Below are 17288 nucleotides of genomic sequence, written 5' to 3'. Positions count from 1 at the left end.
ATGCTTGGTAAGTAAAACTATTTATTTAAAAGATAATTTTTTTTTTCAATTCGATAAACTTCGTTGCCTATTGTTAAATCACTAAATGCCTTAACTGAAATAATATCTGAAACAGCTTGAGCGGCTTTACCGGCCCACCCTTTTTTTGTATCTTTCCTCACAAATAAAGTCCCATCCGCATGCTTCATTTCTAATTCTACATGCCAGTAATTCGACTTAGTAGGAGCATGTTCAATGCTAGTTGTTCCTTTTAATTTAACAAAGTCTGACTTAGCTAGTTCTGTCGCACTGTACCCCAAAGATTCCAACATTAGTTTCTGCACTTGATCTTTAGGCCTTTCGTAAGGGAAAGATTTTGCATTCATATCCTCATACCAGAAATAAATAGGAATAACATCTTCTTTAATTGTTATGTTTTTAATTAAATCAGCATATTTAACACTCTCCCCTTTCCAAGGCTCTGCTGAGCTACTAGTCTGAATATACTTTATGTCACCTGGCTTAAATTTCGCTCCCAATAAGTTTATGGACATACCAGGCCATTCTACCTTCGGAATAGCTTGCTCCTTTAAAAAACCAAACTCATCAAATGTTTCAGAATATGGCTTATCTGATCTTCTAACAAGCAGTAACTTAGTCTCAATTTCAGTGAAATTGAGACTAAGTTTATAACTCAATAATGGAATTAAAGCTTTCGAATAACTTGAGTTATTTATTGAGGAAAGCTTGGTTTTTATTAAACTTATTAAGCCCTTGGACCAATTCGTAAACATTCTTAACATCACTCACCAAGAGTTCCTTGTTAAAGAAAAGACTAAAAAAAACTTCATCCTTAGCTAATTCATTCTTATCAAGAGGCTTAGTTATTATTAACTGTCTATCACTCTCTAGTAAAAATTTAAATTTCAATGTGGATGAGGGAGTAAGCTCTATTGCTACTTTTTCAAACTCGATGGAGGCAATCCAGCCCGCCATGTCATTTACTAAATCTTGGATGTTTTCCGCATCTTCGGGCAAATACTGGGGATAGCGTTCTATTTCCGATTTAATTCTTGCTTTTAAGGCATCAATCTTAGGATCAGAAAATGGTCGTAATAAAGTTTTTGTGGTTCTCTCATGAGGTAATAAAGGTAAACCACTATAAGAGGATTTAGTATGAGTAGCATTAACAAAGGCTATAACACCGTAGTCAACTTTATATTCAATTGCACATGCATCCATTTTAGTATTTTATAGTTAAAGAGTTCAAAAAATCTTCGCTCATTACTGCCACAAAAAGACCTTTCTCTTCATCATGCAATGAGTCAATTATATCAAATAACGCTGTGGTTTTAAATCTAGGTAGATTGTCACTAATTGATACATCTAAATCTATAACACATCCTTCTTTTACGTCACTTTCTCCAGGAAATTGTATTTTATTACCTATCTGTATAGAACATCTATATAGATTTCTTTGAAAAGTAAAGTTGCCGTAAAAGCTAGAATCAGTTATTTCTCCAATTTCATCTTCAACCATTAAAAATGGTTTTTTTAAAATCATAGTGACTTTGTCAGTTTTTGCAAAAAAACTAATATACCTAATCCCTACTCTTTCTACAGAGGACTGTATATCTTGGTCACTAATTGAATTAATTACATTTTTGATGAACGCAAAATAATTACCCCATAGTTGATAGTTTTTGACGTTTTCAAATATCATCGACTTCTTATCTATAGCCACTAAAAACATTTCGTTTTTAAAGACTATATTATTCGACGTATCCAAGCTGCTATTCTCAGATGGTCTATCTTCCTTCAGCATATTAAACTCTTGTTGCAATTTGCTAGGCAAGATTTTGTCTACAAATTCAAGTGAAAACTCATTTTGAAATCTGAGTTCCACCGTTGAGCTCAATAGCGGATTGGGAATTATTTCTTTAGGTAACAATTTAAAAATGTATTAAGCGTCATGCCTACAACTTAGTAAGCTTCTGTTTTTATACAGCTTTTCAGATCCGTCAGGATTGGCAATATTTATCCTACACGTGATACCTACCTCAAATAAAACGAACTAGATTGCTGGATGTTAGAAAAATCCTAATTTTAAGTTGTTTTAAGATTCTTCATAGATTTTCTTCGCATCCCGACGGGATGCGAAGGTAGTAGATGACAAACAAACATTGTATTAAATAAGTACAAAAAGAAATTTTAATTGATTAAAAGGAATATATCTATGACATTATAGTTTTTCGAGCAAAAAAAATATGTATCCATATAAGCTGGTTTCGGCACATCAAATGCGTTACTATTCACTTCCAATATCTTCTCCTCTTTATTAACAAATGATTGGGGATACATTTGTATTCTAACGGCGTTACGATTAGTAACGCTAACTTGTAAAAGGGCTAGGGATTTTTACCATTTCATTTAATCAGCTTCTAGGGGTGGATCATACGTGCCTGAAACTAGCTCCGTGTTACAGGAATCTATCCCTTCTTTCAACTCCGAGATAGCCCGCTCATTTTCCGGCAAATCGGCTAAAGCATTCAAGGCGGTTTGCAAGGCTACCTTCCGGGCCCAAACTTCTTTAATCTGTTCTTGTGTCATGGCAATCTTTAGGGTGTTATTTAGTTTCTGAATTAATCTTTTCAGTGGCTACTGGGTAGGCTTATCGGCCAGCTTCTTTACATCGTCACTATTGACCAGTTTCGACATTTGGCGTTTATCCCCATCGGGTTGAACTTTGAGTTTGCCCGAGGACATCCAGGCAATCGCGGTGGCTTTGTACGATTTACGCGTAATGCCATTTTTGACGGGTGTAACGATCACCCAGTCGCCTGGCGCAATGACTCGGTTCATAATCTAGCTGCCTCAGTTATTATTTAGCTGTCAAGATATCCTTCCAGCGTGTTGTGTACCTGGGCGACAAATACTGTTGCTTCAGTCCACACGCTCAATTTTGTGGATTGATATTAACAGTATTGCCTTTAATCAGTTAATATCCTTTCCTAATCCAGTAGTATTGGAGAAGCAGAACCACCAACAGCCACCGCCTACTGGGTAGTGGCTGTTTTTATACCACTCCCTTACTATCTAGCTGACATCACTGACAACAGGTAAGTGCTAGTTATTTTATGGTCAGTGTGCCTACTTAAATTTAGTACCTGACGAGTCAAATGAGGGCAACTCAACGCAGCATTCCATTTCAGCCAGGTAGTGTCACGCATACCATCGTTTGCCAACTAAAAAAAGGACCCATGGGCTAACGAACCCGGTAACTGTTACACTAACCAAGAAGCCCTACCATGACCACGCAACAGATAAAACAGGCACTGGCTGAAGAATCAAGCGAGCTTGACAAGATTCAATACGAAGATGATCCGACCATCCTACTGGAAAAAATCAAGACAAGTGTTGATTTAGGATGGCAATTTTTTCATGCCAGTACCCCACCACCGAATGAACGTATGTCAACCGCCTTTAAGCAGCTAAAGGAAACATCCGGCGCCCTTCGGGTAAATACCTTGGCCGATTTTCACCAATACAAAAGGACGCTGCTGGAGCACATACGAAGTTTGCTGGCTTTCTAGTGCCCCTAAAGGCTGGACTCTAAGCCTCACCTACAGGGCACTGGCAGGCATCTGGTTATCTGTATGGAGCCCTGCCGGTTTTTTGGTAGGTGCCATCACACCCCCGTTTACGCTTTTTACGATCCTATTTTTTATTTCGTCGGATGAGTCTCCACTTATCAATATGCCAGCCTTTAGTCAGCTCACAGCCGCTACAAGCCCACTTACCACCCTACTTATTGAAAATTAGCTCTCGTTGTTTCTTGGTAGCCATGCCTTCATTCGGTTGCTACAACAACCAGCCGTAAGCATCCCTTTTTACGTAGTCTGCCCAGCCTTAAAAAAACCTTACTCGAACTCACCTGTTACTAAGTAGGCGCTTTTTTAGAAAACACGCCTTACTTATGGATAACGAAACTGTCAAACAAGACCTCTATCAGGCCATCCACGAATTTCTCCAGTTGGATCAGACAGCTGATAATGAAACGATAAGCACCTCGTTCGCCCCTATTAAAGTATTTGCCGACGAACTACCAGTGTATCCTAATCCGCAAACACAGGCGGAAGTCAACGCCTATGATCTGGCCCATCAGGCGAGCGATGCGGATCTACTGTATTTTTCGGCTATAGAGAGCGTCACAGACTCCATTGGAGAGCGGGATGCAACACTCAGTCGGTTGCAGGCCAGGGCGAAGGAAATTGAGCGTATTCTTCGCGCCGATTCGTAATGGGTGGGTATTTAGTTTTAATTATTCAAAAAAACAGGGGCCTTATTATCTTAAAAGCGACTACCCTACAAAACCTACAAAAGGGTATGTTAGGCAGGTTACAGAACATACTAAGCATACCCAAAACATGGCTACAAAAGGGGGTTTTGCCCGTAATGACCTGCGGTCTACGCTCCTAAAGAAAAGGGCCCTATGTACCCCTTTTTGAACTTATCCACAGCCATCCCCTCAGCCCTGTGAATAAAAATTTATAAAAAGGAAAAATTCTTGTTTTTGCCTGCCTAAATGTACTGACTCGATGTACTGAATGCACTCCGCTAGCGACCCTATAAAAGGAAAATAGTAGAATCTGGACCTCTATTAAATTCATTATTTTCTCCTAGATTGGGCTAAAAAGGGGCTTTTATGGCTATGTGGTAATTCTATTGCCCGTTGGCATTAGAAACCCCTAGGTACTCAACCCAAAAAGCGCTGTAGACTAGCCTGCTCAGTGATTAAAGTTTGCTGGTGTCTCTTTAAGGTGGCTTCAAGTTGATGAAGCATTCGACGTCGGTGAGGTTGCCGGAGAATGGTCGCAAAAGCGTATTGAAGCCGACGTTCAGCCTGATGAACGATCCCCTCTAGATGAGCAATGCAGATTTGGTGCCGTCGAATGCGTCGAGTTCGCAGTTCCAGAAGTCTTTGAGAATAAAGTACGCTAATTTTAACCGGGTTAGTCAAAAGCTGCTGCCATGCGCTCTGGAGTCGTCTTAACGTGGGCAAGTAGGCCGTCTCCACCTCATTCATTGGAATAGTACTGAGGCGCCCTGCCTCCAAAATGGTGAGGTTGACTAGTCTATGCCCTAGCGCGATAATATCATCCAGGATGCCCAAACCCACTTCTAATTCAACCTCCCCGAAGCAAGATTCGCGGACTTGGTCGTCTGAATCAAGCGTAGTGAAAAAAAACATCATAGCTAGTAACACATAACCTATTGGCATTGAATCAATTAGCCAAGTTCTTCTGCTAACAAGCTCTATAGGGAATCCATTGATTAGTTGGCATAAACTGAGGTTGCGGGGTACTTTCCCTCAATGAGTCTCCTTCGAACAAGCGTTGCCAACGTGATTTTTGGCCCAATGATCAATCCGCTCCTGCGCTAAGCCGATCTCGCCTCGCTATTGAAGGCAATCGATCCGGGATGGATTCGCGTATTGCTTTTTCACTAAACAATGATTTAGCCAGCAGTTGCCCCGGCAAAGGCTGGGGTATAGTTGTAATGCCTAAGTAAGCTACTACGATCCCCAACTCAACATTTAGGTATTATTGGTGGTTTCTACCTAAATAGAACTACTGGTAGGCTGCCCTAATCCTGGAGCAGTCGATCAAAAGACGAGTTCTTGTCTACCCCTAAGCCATTTCAGTAAATGGGTCAGAAGCCAACCATGTCAATCCCCGACGGATGGTCGCTCTTGCGACTAGCCTTGCGGACCAACCATCACCAGGAATTAATCGATAATCAAGCCGCTGAAGAGCAAGCTAAGTTTCGGTTAGATCAGCGCCACCAACGGGAAATGGCCCAGGTCAGTTTATTCCTCAATCCGCTGGGGTGGGCCCAAACGATCAATCGCTACACCGCTCAACAAGCGCAGAGCCAGATGATCAACAAATTCAGACGGAAGTTGACCCTGACTCGTCAACAGACCGAGTCGGTTGAGTTAGACGTCTGGATTGCCCAACAGCAGCAGCAAGCGACGGATATGGTCCTATTTGAGCAACTCCATCAGCTCTTTAGCTGGTCGCTAACCCCGCCACAACAGCATGCGTATTATCAATCGTTAAGCCAGGGGGATACTCTCATTATCACCGACTTACAGAAAAATATATTATGGACGAGTCAAAATTTTGAGAGCTTAACTGGTTATCCGCTTGAGGAGGTCGTGGGCAAAAGTACGAAACTATTGCAAGGGCCGGGTACCGATCGGACTACTGTACAGTATGTCGGAGAGCAGTTAGCCTCATCGCAACCCGTGGAGGTTGAGTTATTGAATTACCGGAAAGGAGGTTCCCCTTACCTGTGTTACATGCACATCGAGCCCTTATACAGCCGTCAGGGCGCTTTAACTCATTTTTCCGCGATCGAGCGTGACGTTAAGTGAGCCCCATTTGAGTCCTAAAAGAGTTACAGATTCAGTGTTATGTCGGGCTACGGCTAAACTTTCTGACTATGTATCGCCCTGGTCAGGAGTTCGGGTATGTCTGCTAAGGTTTGACTACCGACGACAACCCCGGATTTTTCGGCTAGGTAGCCCCAGGTATACTGCATGAGCTTCATTCCTTTTAGAACTTCAACTTGTAAGTCTAGCTTAACCAGTTCGCTTTCCATAGTTACAAATAGAACTAATAAGTGCTCATTTATTCTATTTTTTAATAAAAAACTTTAAATTGCCTACAGAATAAGGTAATTATGTTACTATTTATATTAAAAAATAAGTAAAATGCTCATTCCGATGCTTTTATTTAATACGATAGCATTGCTTAAATTATCTAGCTCAATAAAGCAGGATTGCCCCTCTACGTGAGGGGCTTTTTTTGTTTGATCAATCACCCTGCACCTCTTCTTTTCTACCCATTTATTCGGTAAGAAAAAGCCCCGCCCTGCGAACAGGCGGGGCAATAACCCAGAGGCTGGTTTGGTGGCGCTAGGAGGGAGAAGATATTTTGCTTATACCTAATGATAACACTCTTGAGGGAAATGTTCTGATCGTTTGGACAAATGTCTATATTTTCAGAGTACATAAGGCCCGATCCAACCAGTGAACTGGGCCTTATCCCCACTCTCAACTAGTGTTTACGCTTAATTCAATCGTCGAGCATAAATAACTGAATCAGCGGGGAAACTACACCACCTCTGTATCTTTAGATTCTAGGAAGATGACCATAAGCTTTTTTCGTCAACGGTTACGGGAAGAACTGATTTATCGCGACGCACCAGAGAGCCGTAGGGAGAAGCCTGTTCAACAGCGTGACCCATATAAACGGCTGGCGCTTGATAAGTCTCCAATAGCCGTCGGTCGTGATTTACATAGCGACTCAACTGTTTCATGGTTGTCCAGCCAGCAGCCAGCCGAATAACAAATTCGGGACAGCCCGACGCAACCAGCCTGAAAATACCTGAATCGCGGGCATGAGAAAAGATCAGGGGTTGACTCAATTCGGCCACAGCCCCGATTTCTTTTAAATAGCGCCCATACCCGCTATTGTGCATTTTACAGGGGATTTGTTGCCCATATCGATACCAAATTGACATGGCCCGCTCGGAGACTATAGAGGCTTGTCGGATATTGCGGCCAGCCTCCTGCTTATTGCGGGCTTTATCAAAGAGTAGGCGCCCCTGCTTATCGACTACGAAGTGTTGGGGCTTTAAGTCAATGTAGTCCCCGAAGTGTAAACATAGCTCGCGGGCTAATAGCCAGCCATCCCGAACACAGGCCAATGTGGTAGGCATTTCAATAGACTCAATCCGGAGAACCTCTTCCTCACTTACATTATAGGGTAGGTTAGCCGCCAACGCTTGCCCCCGAAAACCGCCTAATCGAAATTCCCGAATCAACCCTTCACGGTATGCCCATTGACATAGCTCTGTTACAATCTTTACACGCTTCGTGGCGGTTGAAGCACTAACAGATTGATTTAGCATAGAGTAATAAAATTGTTGAATCAGGGGCTGGTCAATGGCTGAGAGTAAAATTTTCTCCTTTCTTCTCGCCTTAAGGAACAGGCAAAAAGCATGCCATCGGTGTTCATATTGCCGAAAGGTACCCTTACATATCTGCCCGACTGAACGCAATTCGGCTCGGTCAGGACCAATTTGCTGCCGCTTAAAATCCAGAAATTTCTTAAACACCTCTTCGGCTCTAAGCAAAGGCTGGCTAGCATACTCCATTTCCTCTCGGATGGCACTGGGTGTGATTACTTTGCCATCAGCATGCAAACTCCGAGCCGCATTATAAGCCGACTCCTTGATAAGTACCAAGGCGCGTTCAAGCTGCTTAACCGACTCAGGGGCACGAGGCTTACCGCGACCCTGCCAGTCGGCGGCAGCGCAGCGAATTTGAGATGAGAACAGTTCTATTTCGTGCCCTTTCACGTAAAGACAAATGTAGACGGTGCCTGCCTTTTGCTTTTCAACAAGCTTGCGGCATTTTCTGAACTCAAAGCGTACGCGGTGTTCGGTGTAATAAACGGGTTGGTGATTCATGACTTAAGCAGTTTTATGAACGCGGATAAAGGTTTTCGATTGGTCTGTACTTGGCGTTGGGGTTATCTGCTTGGGAATATTTCTAACAAACTCCCCAACCACTCCTAATGGATTTCCGACATACCGATTGGCATAAGCTGGGTTAGACCAGCCTGCAATAGCGGATAGTTGAAGCCCATTGGCTCCATCAATAACGCGTTGTGTCAGGCCCGAATCCCGTCCCTGTCCAAACTGTAGGCCAATTAGATTGCCGTCTTCATCCCTTAAATCGGCTTCCTCGGCAATTTCTTTAAGTGCCTTACTAAAAACCGAACTGTGTCGATAGTAGAGGCCCTTGACGCCACCCCATTTCTCAATTAAGCGCTTAGCCCGTTCGGTCACATTTACCGTTTGTTTCAGATTGGAGCCCTGCTGCTTAGCCCTCGGATGTTGAATGAATTCAATCCCGTTTTTAGTAATGAATTTGATGTTAGGCAAATTCATGTAATCGGCATAATGTAAGCATAGCTCGCCCGCTACTAACCAACTATCACAGATGTGACGTAACAAATGAGGCAAGGGGCACGTCTCCAGATCGTCAAGTTGCTCTTTAGATAGGGGTTTCGGATTCGCTACCGAGCCGCCCCGGCAAGCAAAATCTCGGACGGGATTAAAGCCAATATATCCCTTACTGAGAGCATAACCCATCAGCATCTTCAGTAACGAAATAACCTTGTTGATGGTGGCTGGATTATAGCGATCCCCATCGGGCTTCCGTTGCTTATTCAGCCATTCCTTGAGGTCAGTCGCAAAACTGTACATGACACCCCGCACCGGAAATTGACTCCGTTTGATGTGGACTAAGTAACCCTGAATCAATGTCCACCGCTTAGGGTAAGTCTCATAGGTGGCTGATGATATTTGGTCGATTGTGCGCTTTCTTCGGCTATCTTCAACCATGTCCCGGCGGGCAGCCATAAACTCGTCATAGACCCGCGCCAAAGTAATGAGCTTGCCACTGGGATTATCACTGCGCACCACATTCATGATCGCCTGCCCATCAATGGGCTGCTCCATGCGTAGCAGAGTTTCGTGAGCCGATTCAATACGGCCTTGATAATTACCTAGTGCCTTGATTAGCTCTTGACTATCTGAAGGTATAGGGTCAGATTGACGATTTTTCCAGATTTCATAAAAGGTTTTAATGCTTGTCGAAAAGGGTCCAAACTTATTGTCCCCAATCGTAAGGCGGACGCAAACATAACCGTCATGATCTGCCTTAGCATCGGGTGTTCCTAATGGGGCTGTTTTTCGGACTTGATTGGCTTTAAACTCAAATCGTACATCAAGGGTACTGTCTGGGCGATGATACTTATACATACTTAGAACAAGAGTTAGGCTCAACGAGCGTTAGATAAGAGTGAATAAACTAGTTTTATATGGACCAGAGTAACCAACGTCCTAGCTACTCCAGTCCATTTTGTACGCGCTAAAAGATTGGTTACGCGTCGGGTGATAATTCAGGCGGGATAGTATTGGGCTCTGACTCTTCCGTTTCGGGGCTCGTAAAGACGGAGTACTCCTCGATAAAAGCCGCCTTGCGGGTCAATAGCCGTTTGAGAGCGGACTCAACCGTGCTTACATAGACAGCGGGGCGATCCTGATAAGTAGATCGGATGAAGCTATCGTTGGCAGTCTCCGTTATTGCCTGCGTCAGCCGGGCTAGTATATTCTGTAACCTACTGTATTCTTCGTTGGCAAAGAAGGCCTCTTCCGTTTCGTCAATAGTGATTTTCCTGTAGACTTCTTTTAGTTTTTCCCTCGCAGCTTCATCCAGAATAAAGCGAACTAGTTCGACGTCAGATTCGCCTGCATCCCCTAAATAAAGCGTCAGGTCAATATAGGGGAGTGCCTGAGGTAGTTTCTGCTCGTGCTCGTACCGTATGGTCTTGTTTTGCTGGGAATCCAGAAGACCTTGATAAATCGTTGCCTGATGCTCCAGGGCAATAATTCGTTTGCTCTGAGCGTCTAACATCTTCGTGTTATTAGCGTCTATTTTTTCATAGTTAGCTGAAACTTTGGCTTGTAACCGGCCCATGTTCTGGAGAATGTGTACCCACTCCTGTAGTTGGTCAATGTCCGTACAGGCGCGCGGGTCATTGACCAGTACCGGCTCGCTATCAGCCTGGGGATCGCTCAGCGCAAGACGGGGTGTATCAAACAAATAATCAGACACCTTTGGTTTTTCGTAGGTGCCTACTTGCCGGGCGGCCGTTTCGATTACCTTCATTAGGTCCATCCGTAGGGCCGTATACGCCACCATTTGATTGATATCCTCATCAATATTTTTGCCGTCCTCGCTGCTGGAAAAGGCATCGAATACCTTCTCAATAGCTGAAAGCAGGCTTTTGGTCCGTTCAGCATCCCGAATTTGCCACACCAGAAAGGCCGGTAGCTCTATGGTAATGGGGTCAACAGCTTGTCCCCGTGCTCCCTCAATCGTGAAGGGTATCTGTTGAGCTGGTTCAACTAAGACCGCTTGCAGCGATTCGTCCTGAAGGCTTTCGATTTGCGGGTGTTGCGCTAGGTAAACAAGCGCCCGGGTTAACTGGTCGGGCTGGTAGCTCCCAGAATTGACTAACGTAGCAATAATTGTCTTTCCGACATCGGGCAGCCCGTTGAACAGCACCAATTCATCAAAGGTGAAGGCATTAGCCGAAAGCGTTGGCTTTGCCGTTGGTGGGCCGTTTTCGCCCGTTTGCTCAATAGGAGAGCCGTTTGGTGTTGGTGGGGTTGTAGAATCCCCTTTCCCCGAGTACTTTTGTCCCGTTGACATGATAACTGTGCGTTAAAGTGTTGATACTTGACCCCTCCGCTACCGGCCTCAGAAACTAGAAGCGAAGGGGTTTACTGTTTTTGGTGCAATCAGATATCTACCGTTTTGGCCAGGCATTCACTTAGTGATTCTATATAGCCGCTTCCGTTTCTAATCAGCTTAACAAACATATAAGACTTTAGACTAAAATACAACTCTATGTTCTTCTTTTTTCTAAAGTCTTATAATTATTTGCACTAAAGCGTATAAGGGCTTATTTTTATCTCATCTAAAGGACTATCCTAATGCTACCTTTTAATGAGCGGGTCAAAACTGCCTTAGTCGCCCTGAAAACTACACCATACAAGTTTGCCAATGAGCATGGGCTAAATCGCGCTTCATTATTTAACGTAGTCAATCAGGAGCGTCGACCCAGCTTTGATCTTGTCGAACGTATATGCGCCGTAGAGCCCCGTATATCGGCTGAATACCTGCTAAGGGGTGATGGTGAACCCCTGCGTAATTTAAGCGCTCCTACGGCCTTAAACACGGTTCAGCAACTACGGCAATTTCAGGTGCAGATGAATGAATTTGTCGAAAGCAAAATAAAAGAACTGGAGGCCTAAACCGGCTTTCTCATAGAGTGGGTTATTGAAAAGCCGATGCTTCTGGTGTCGGCTTTTTTATGGCCTTTCTTACTGTTTACTCAAGGCCAAAAACGGCCCTTTAGCGATTCCCACATTTTGGATTAACAAACAAACATCTTCTACGGCAGGTTGGGCCATACACAAACTCAACGCTATGAAAATGAAGAATTTAACTGCGCCACGCTGGTGGCTGATGATTGCCAGGGGTATCCTCTACATATTGATTGGGGCCACTATGTTTGTTTTTGCTACTACGTACTCAGCGCAGGCGGGCCAACTCATTGGCGCTATGGCTATTCTGGCCGGGATTTTGCAACTACTCTTTGCTTATTCCAACCGGCTGGATAAAAATAATATCTGGGGTGTCCTGCACGGGATCACCGATATTGGCTTTGGTATCGCAATTGTCCTGTTCTCGAAGGGCACGATTGGGGGCTTTGTGGATATGCTGGGGTTCTGGGCGATGATGTACGCCTTTCTACAAGCTGTTCAGGCCATGTACGGGTTTATGGGAGCCCGTGGCGTGAGAGGAGCGGCTGGAATAAGCGGTAGTAGCTTTGTTCATTTTGCCAGCGTACTGGCGGCTGGTGGGCTGACCTTCACGCTGCTACTGCTCCCAGCGGGTTTTACCGATTCGATGGGCTTCATTGGCGTCTTCCCGATTATTTTGGGTATTCTCATTATCGTGCTTACTACCCAGATGCGAACGCAGGCAACATCCGTCCTTTAAAGGGGTGTATTGAGACCTTGTAGAGAATGGGTTATCGAAGACCCGGCGCTGGTAGTGCCGGGTCTTTTTGCATCAAGCAAACGTATATTATGTAGGTAAAGTGAAACTTAAAGTCTTTGTAAAGATTGGTTTTAGATAGTTAATGTCAAACGATTTGTACCACCATATGATCTCTCCAAACTTATCCATATTGCGTTTTGTCATTAGGCTTAGTGCTGATTCAACAAACCGAAAAGTAATATTAGTTACTTCATGAGCGATTAATGGCTGTCTCAATGCTAACATTGATAAACCGTCTTCACCGCTTCTAAAAAAAGTGCCCGTTATAGTATCTAGACCATGAACTGAGGTTGACCAATCTTTATACAAAATTTCATACAGGTCAAACTTGTGAAGATATTTGGCCAAATCCTTGATGCCCCGAAGTAGTTTAGGGTTGCCGTTTGAGTCCATATTGGATAACTCGCTAAAAGGAGTGAACCACTCATGGCTTGATTTCTTTACTTGATGAAACTCTGCTTTCACCACTGCGTGTTCAGGTCGGTCGATCCATCCTTGCAAAAAATCAATTCGCTCTTTTAGGTTAGTAATCTCGGGGACACCTTGAAATACATGCCCATACTTGTACTCTTCTTGATATGTCTTGTAATTTGAATTTTGTGGATCATGTCGTTTATCAAGAGTGAGTTGACGGTTGAATCCGAAAAATCTATAACATAAGGCTCGCCTATCAGAATCATTCTGTAGCACATATTCAAGGCCTAATGTGATTTCAAATAAGGTACGCAGTACAATTTTACATGGATCAACGGCACCTTGTTTTAGTAGCACAGAGATTGCGTCGGCTAACTCAAGAATATTCCGAAACTTTGATATTACCACGACATCTAGTTGCTTCATCTCGTCCCGCTTTAGCTCCCAATCAATTATTTGAGTGCCAAAGTTTACAAACTCATCAAGACCTTCTGTATACAGGCCTATAGCTTCAATAATATCAGCTTCTTCTATCTCGCGCGAGAGTATAGATGGTACAGGTTCGGTTTTCTTGTGTGGCATTTCTAAATGAAAGCTAGAATTAATAAATCACATATTTGACCAACCGAAAGAACAATTCCTCCGCTATCAACGGATCGGTAGTCTCATATTTTAACAAGCTTTGAGCCGAGTGGTAATCATGGGAGTTCATTGGAATCGGGTAACGCCCGGCCCAGATCGCAAAAGCCTGTAACCGAATAAAGAGGTCTCTTTCCTGATCACTAAGGATAATATCAGCAGGAATGATGTCTACAACCTTATGTCCATTCTTATTGTCCCATAAAGCGGTACTTAAACTCTTCCCGTCAACCATATTGGGTTTCCTGCTAGTAAGAATACCTTTGATCAGATTCTCAAAGGAAAAGCTAGTTAGCAACATGTAGGATTGTATATGCGACATCAGAGCCTCGCTACGGTCGGCTGGTGACAAATCAGACGCTTTAATTCTCGCTAACTCATCCAGAGGTAATTGGGCGGCTGTCTTGAGCGAACGGGCCTGATGCAACCATGAGGAAGGGGAGTTACCAGTTAATTCAAATAACTCGTCAGAATCCTGTTTGGAAGCCATAATGACTGAGGTCTTATCATTTATTTTATGCCGAGTAACTTAGCATCTCGATTATTATTAAAACAGCGACTAAGAGCCAGATCAATATCATCAAATTCCTTGACGAACCGGAATCCGTTAAAATAATACTTCTTCGTCTCTGAACACTTTTTGATGTACAAATCAATGCTTAACTCCCAGAGCCGAGAAGTAGCGATAGCAAAAACGTGGCCCAAGAGTTCAAATTCTAGAAAGCTATATTCATCCGACAAATAATCTAAGTAGTATTCAGAGGGGTCTACGTATAGCTTTGGGTGCGTAATTAAATTGTTTGATATCATTAGCATACCAACACTACGCTCGAAGTGTATTACAGGACAGTCATTCAAATCATAACGGGCGAACTCTCGAATAAAATTGAATTTATCATCCAACGCATTACCGCGCTGCCTTTCTGTTTCTTCGAGAAACACTTTATACAGCCCTCTTTTGAACTGCCTAGTGATTATCTCCTGAAAATTAGGTCGAAAGCTGAAAGAACGTTTTAATTTTATAACTACAGGATTCGCATTGAAATTTATATCAAAATAAGTTGACGTAAATCTTCCGGCTGCGTGCCCTTTTTTTAATGGTTTGTCATTAGTCAATATTCTGAATCGAGAAACATTTAATGCCTCTTTGAGCACCGTTTCGATGGATGGCTTTCCACTTTGGGGACAACCAAAATAAGCATTACAGGAATCACACACATTTTTACAAATATCCCTACCACCCAAGGACTGAGGGATCGTATGCGCCAATTTATTAAAACTCGCCTGACCTTCGGCTTTTCGACACCATATACATCTCTTCATAAGGTACTTCAGAATAAGTAAGCTAAAGTAACCTATTTACAAGACAAAGCCCTGCCAATCACTCAGCAGGGCTTTGCTTGTTAGTTCTTGCTATGATAGCGTGCTTACCTTTTCTTCTGACTACCTGCCGTTAAGTATTGAAGCCGACTAGTTAATAGAACCGGCCGCTCTATCTGACCGGCTAGGTTGTGCCAATGTATTTCGAGTAACGAGCCCACCGGCATACGTGGGAGCCCTAAGTTAGCTAGTTGCAATGGAACGATAGGGGGCGCAATTAAGCGGGCTAATTGACTAGCGGCCCTGGTTGAGCTGGCCAGCGTCAGGGCTAACCGGCTAAGCTCCTGCTGAGCCGTGATGATATTGGCGCAAGCCGTAGCTAAGCCTACGTCAGTTTTCCATTGTTGGAGTACTACGGGGTGTATCATAAGGTGTTTTAACGGAAGTAATAATTATCTTCTTTGGCCTGGTTAAGTACCAGCAATAAGTCAGAACCGCGAACCCATGACTCTATACTGAGCCCTATGTTGACTTTTCTGTCTATCGGCGAGGTAGTTGGCGTTCTCATTTTGTCAAAGTCGAGGTTCCTCATAATTCGAGCGGAAATAAGGTCAGCCCCCAGCGCAACGGGAGCCACAAATTCACCGCCCCCCGCTATGGCCCGAGCCGATTCACCCACCCGGATAAGACTTTCACCTTTGAAGAGTCCGCCCCCCTCGAATGATCCGGCAAACCCTTTGATAAGTCCACCCCCTACGATCATAGCACCGCCCGCAATTACCGCCCCCGGACCATTTAGCCCTGACGCTGCCATAAAGGGAATTAAAAAGGGAGCAATTGCGCTAAGGCCCGTTAGTAGCGAACCCGTCAGCAGAACCTTAGCCCCGAGTTGGATTAAAAAGTCACCTAAGAAACCCAGGATTGTTTTGAGCACAACCTTCAGCGGATTTTCACCGGCCCCGATACCCTCACCAATGGCTGCCAGTATTCCTACGGCTTTACCCTTCAGTGATTCGGCGGCATCTTGCAAATTGCCTGCCAATTCCTCAACCGTTTGCTTTACCTCAACTCCCTTTGCTTTCAGGGCCGCAATAACATCCTGAGCTTTCTGGATATACTTTGCCTGTATATCCCCTTTTTCGCCGGTATTCGTTTGAGCATCGACAGCCCCCGCCCCGGCAAACGCATCGGAAACGGCTTTTTTGAGGGTTTTTAGCTGCTCTATCAGTTCGGGCGGTACGGCTACCTTATTCAGAGTCATTGTAGCAATCAGGCCCTTAATACGCTCAATTTCATTGCCATAAGCCTCTAAGCTCGGCCCTGCCAATTGAATAGCCGATAAGTAGTTTCTTGCATCAGTGGATTTAAAAACGGCTGGATTTAGCGCTTTTATTTTCTCAAAGTTGCTGACAATACCGGCAACCTGCGCGTTCGTATTCTGGTAAACGGCCGGATCTAAACCAATACCCAGAGCAACCGGCGCCGATGGCTTAACGACGGTTGCTCCCAGTGGGGCAACGTCAATATTTACCCGCTCTTTGTTTAGTCCGGCAATGGCGCTTTTACCTTTGTCGACCAGGGCCTGAATGGCGGCCGCCTGGTTTTTTAGCGATTCGGTTACGTTATCTCCCTGCTCTTTTACTTCCTGGTTAAGCCGTTTTGAGATTCGCTCATTCGTAGTCAGGGCGCTACCAACTCCCTCGATAGCCGTTTTCTGTTCACGGGTAAAGGCGGTAGCTGATTTGATTTGCTCTTTTAGCTGGTTGTATTGCAGCGTTTTTGCTGACACATCAAGCCCTTTTAGTTTATCGCTGAACTTGCTACATTTGACTGGAGACAGTTTTTAGGCACATTTGGGAACAAACCCAAAAGTACCCATGAAGAAAAGACGTGTGTTCGACGAGGCATTTAAACGGATGGCCATCGAGTTGTCCTACGCGAAAGGCTCTGTACAAGAAGTCGCTCGTGAACTCGGCATTGATTCGAGTCGGATCACCAAATGGCGGCAAAGCCATAAAAGCCTTGGTCAAGTTGCAACTGCGGCCACCGAGCTGAGCGAAGAACAGAAACTGATCAAACGGCTACAGAAAGAACTCAAAGACGCTCAGCTTGAACGCGATATACTAAAAAAGGCAGTCGGCATCTTCTCCAGGGGAGACGGGAA

At 44.2% G+C, this 17288-nt stretch carries 19 protein-coding genes and 1 pseudogene; 6 read left to right on the top strand and 14 right to left on the bottom strand.

Features of this window, described 5'->3' with window-relative positions; genetic code table 11:
• Positions 1-17 precede the first annotated feature (17 nt).
• The 6 genes from BM202_RS34245 to BM202_RS39260 all read right to left on the bottom strand — a co-directional run bounded on the left by BM202_RS34245 (position 18) and on the right by BM202_RS39260 (position 2926).
• A complete protein-coding gene (locus BM202_RS34245) occupies positions 18-677 on the bottom strand; it encodes a hypothetical protein (protein ID WP_093834750.1) in 660 nt (219 codons plus the stop codon).
• A gap of 31 nt (positions 678-708) precedes the next feature.
• Positions 709-1221: a hypothetical protein gene (locus tag BM202_RS34240; RefSeq protein WP_093834748.1), complete on the bottom strand. Its 513-nt coding sequence runs from the start codon at positions 1219-1221 to the stop codon at positions 709-711.
• 1 nt (position 1222) lies between these two features.
• Entirely contained in the window at positions 1223-1930 is a 708-nt protein-coding gene (locus BM202_RS34235; RefSeq protein ID WP_177236803.1) for a TIGR04255 family protein, read from the bottom strand.
• A gap of 479 nt (positions 1931-2409) precedes the next feature.
• Positions 2410-2589 (bottom strand): hypothetical protein, encoded by a 180-nt coding sequence (locus BM202_RS34230; protein ID WP_093834745.1) that lies wholly within the window; start codon positions 2587-2589, stop codon positions 2410-2412.
• A gap of 48 nt (positions 2590-2637) precedes the next feature.
• The gene (locus tag BM202_RS34225) at positions 2638-2841 is read right to left on the bottom strand and encodes a hypothetical protein (RefSeq protein ID WP_093834743.1); all 204 of its coding nucleotides are present in this window, start codon (positions 2839-2841) and stop codon (positions 2638-2640) included.
• A gap of 19 nt (positions 2842-2860) precedes the next feature.
• Positions 2861-2926 carry a DUF4113 domain-containing protein gene (locus BM202_RS39260; protein WP_093834776.1) on the bottom strand — a complete coding sequence of 22 codons (66 nt, stop codon included), beginning with the start codon at positions 2924-2926 and terminating at the stop codon, positions 2861-2863.
• A gap of 361 nt (positions 2927-3287) precedes the next feature.
• Between BM202_RS39260 and BM202_RS34215 the strand changes: the two genes are divergently transcribed.
• From BM202_RS34215 to BM202_RS34200, 3 genes are all read left to right on the top strand, one after another.
• A complete protein-coding gene (locus BM202_RS34215; protein ID WP_093834741.1) occupies positions 3288-3572 on the top strand; it encodes a hypothetical protein in 285 nt (94 codons plus the stop codon).
• A 383-nt stretch (positions 3573-3955) separates the two neighbouring features.
• Positions 3956-4279 (top strand): hypothetical protein, encoded by a 324-nt coding sequence (locus BM202_RS34210; RefSeq protein ID WP_093834739.1) that lies wholly within the window; start codon positions 3956-3958, stop codon positions 4277-4279.
• A 1425-nt stretch (positions 4280-5704) separates the two neighbouring features.
• A complete protein-coding gene (locus BM202_RS34200; protein ID WP_218160654.1) occupies positions 5705-6418 on the top strand; it encodes a PAS domain-containing protein in 714 nt (237 codons plus the stop codon).
• Between the two features lie 767 nt (positions 6419-7185).
• On the opposite strand, the gene BM202_RS34195 is transcribed toward BM202_RS34200, so the two are convergent.
• The 3 genes from BM202_RS34195 to BM202_RS34185 all read right to left on the bottom strand — a co-directional run bounded on the left by BM202_RS34195 (position 7186) and on the right by BM202_RS34185 (position 11335).
• Positions 7186-8520, bottom strand: a complete 1335-nt coding sequence (locus BM202_RS34195) for a phage integrase SAM-like domain-containing protein (RefSeq protein WP_093834733.1) — start codon at positions 8518-8520, stop codon at positions 7186-7188.
• 3 nt (positions 8521-8523) lie between these two features.
• The gene (locus BM202_RS34190) at positions 8524-9576 is read right to left on the bottom strand and encodes a phage integrase SAM-like domain-containing protein (RefSeq protein WP_143100853.1); all 1053 of its coding nucleotides are present in this window, start codon (positions 9574-9576) and stop codon (positions 8524-8526) included.
• Positions 9577-10000: 424 nt separating this feature from the next.
• Positions 10001-11335: a hypothetical protein gene (locus BM202_RS34185; RefSeq protein WP_093834729.1), complete on the bottom strand. Its 1335-nt coding sequence runs from the start codon at positions 11333-11335 to the stop codon at positions 10001-10003.
• Between the two features lie 284 nt (positions 11336-11619).
• On the opposite strand from BM202_RS34185, the gene BM202_RS34180 reads away from it, so the two are divergent.
• Both BM202_RS34180 and BM202_RS34175 read left to right on the top strand, forming a co-directional pair.
• Positions 11620-11940 (top strand): hypothetical protein, encoded by a 321-nt coding sequence (locus BM202_RS34180; RefSeq protein WP_093834727.1) that lies wholly within the window; start codon positions 11620-11622, stop codon positions 11938-11940.
• A 181-nt stretch (positions 11941-12121) separates the two neighbouring features.
• On the top strand, positions 12122-12691 hold the full coding sequence (locus BM202_RS34175; protein ID WP_245776921.1) for a DUF308 domain-containing protein: 570 nt from the start codon (positions 12122-12124) through the stop codon (positions 12689-12691).
• A gap of 87 nt (positions 12692-12778) precedes the next feature.
• Here BM202_RS34175 and BM202_RS34170 read toward each other — a convergent pair whose 3' ends face one another.
• From BM202_RS34170 to BM202_RS34150, 5 genes are all read right to left on the bottom strand, one after another.
• Complete coding sequence (locus BM202_RS34170; protein WP_093834725.1) at positions 12779-13747, bottom strand: DUF5677 domain-containing protein; 969 nt, start codon at positions 13745-13747, stop codon at positions 12779-12781.
• 19 nt (positions 13748-13766) lie between these two features.
• The gene (locus BM202_RS34165) at positions 13767-14294 is read right to left on the bottom strand and encodes a hypothetical protein (RefSeq protein ID WP_093834723.1); all 528 of its coding nucleotides are present in this window, start codon (positions 14292-14294) and stop codon (positions 13767-13769) included.
• A gap of 20 nt (positions 14295-14314) precedes the next feature.
• Positions 14315-15127 (bottom strand): HNH endonuclease, encoded by an 813-nt coding sequence (locus BM202_RS34160; protein ID WP_093834721.1) that lies wholly within the window; start codon positions 15125-15127, stop codon positions 14315-14317.
• Positions 15128-15231: 104 nt separating this feature from the next.
• A complete protein-coding gene (locus tag BM202_RS34155; protein WP_093834719.1) occupies positions 15232-15552 on the bottom strand; it encodes a hypothetical protein in 321 nt (106 codons plus the stop codon).
• Between the two features lie 8 nt (positions 15553-15560).
• A complete protein-coding gene (locus BM202_RS34150; protein WP_093834717.1) occupies positions 15561-16913 on the bottom strand; it encodes an SPX domain-containing protein in 1353 nt (450 codons plus the stop codon).
• A gap of 88 nt (positions 16914-17001) precedes the next feature.
• On the opposite strand from BM202_RS34150, the pseudogene BM202_RS39255 reads away from it, so the two are divergent.
• A pseudogene (locus BM202_RS39255) lies at positions 17002-17163 on the top strand (transposase); the annotation flags it as partial.
• Positions 17164-17288: the final 125 nt, after the last annotated feature.

The sequence above is a fragment of the Spirosoma endophyticum genome (assembly GCF_900112365.1).
Classification (GTDB): domain Bacteria; phylum Bacteroidota; class Bacteroidia; order Cytophagales; family Spirosomataceae; genus Spirosoma; species Spirosoma endophyticum.
The sequence above is the reverse complement of the archived record's forward strand: the minus strand, read 5'-3'. Positions and strand labels throughout refer to the sequence as shown.

What these genes read in the sequence shown, in the direction of transcription:
- BM202_RS34180 (WP_093834727.1), top strand. Translation starts at nt 11,620, where the DNA reads ATGCTACCTTTTAATGAGCGGGTCAAAACTGCCTTAGTCGCCCTGAAA.
- BM202_RS34225 (WP_093834743.1), bottom strand. Translation starts at nt 2,841, where the DNA reads ATGAACCGAGTCATTGCGCCAGGCGACTGGGTGATCGTTACACCCGTC.
- BM202_RS34215 (WP_093834741.1), top strand. Translation starts at nt 3,288, where the DNA reads ATGACCACGCAACAGATAAAACAGGCACTGGCTGAAGAATCAAGCGAG.
- BM202_RS34155 (WP_093834719.1), bottom strand. Translation starts at nt 15,552, where the DNA reads ATGATACACCCCGTAGTACTCCAACAATGGAAAACTGACGTAGGCTTA.
- BM202_RS34210 (WP_093834739.1), top strand. Translation starts at nt 3,956, where the DNA reads ATGGATAACGAAACTGTCAAACAAGACCTCTATCAGGCCATCCACGAA.
- BM202_RS34190 (WP_143100853.1), bottom strand. Translation starts at nt 9,576, where the DNA reads ATGGAGCAGCCCATTGATGGGCAGGCGATCATGAATGTGGTGCGCAGT.
- BM202_RS34175 (WP_245776921.1), top strand. Translation starts at nt 12,122, where the DNA reads ATGAAGAATTTAACTGCGCCACGCTGGTGGCTGATGATTGCCAGGGGT.
- BM202_RS34170 (WP_093834725.1), bottom strand. Translation starts at nt 13,747, where the DNA reads ATGCCACACAAGAAAACCGAACCTGTACCATCTATACTCTCGCGCGAG.
- BM202_RS34160 (WP_093834721.1), bottom strand. Translation starts at nt 15,127, where the DNA reads ATGAAGAGATGTATATGGTGTCGAAAAGCCGAAGGTCAGGCGAGTTTT.
- BM202_RS34185 (WP_093834729.1), bottom strand. Translation starts at nt 11,335, where the DNA reads ATGTCAACGGGACAAAAGTACTCGGGGAAAGGGGATTCTACAACCCCA.
- BM202_RS34230 (WP_093834745.1), bottom strand. Translation starts at nt 2,589, where the DNA reads ATGACACAAGAACAGATTAAAGAAGTTTGGGCCCGGAAGGTAGCCTTG.
- BM202_RS34200 (WP_218160654.1), top strand. Translation starts at nt 5,705, where the DNA reads ATGTCAATCCCCGACGGATGGTCGCTCTTGCGACTAGCCTTGCGGACC.
- BM202_RS34195 (WP_093834733.1), bottom strand. Translation starts at nt 8,520, where the DNA reads ATGAATCACCAACCCGTTTATTACACCGAACACCGCGTACGCTTTGAG.
- BM202_RS34240 (WP_093834748.1), bottom strand. Translation starts at nt 1,221, where the DNA reads ATGGATGCATGTGCAATTGAATATAAAGTTGACTACGGTGTTATAGCC.
- BM202_RS34165 (WP_093834723.1), bottom strand. Translation starts at nt 14,294, where the DNA reads ATGGCTTCCAAACAGGATTCTGACGAGTTATTTGAATTAACTGGTAAC.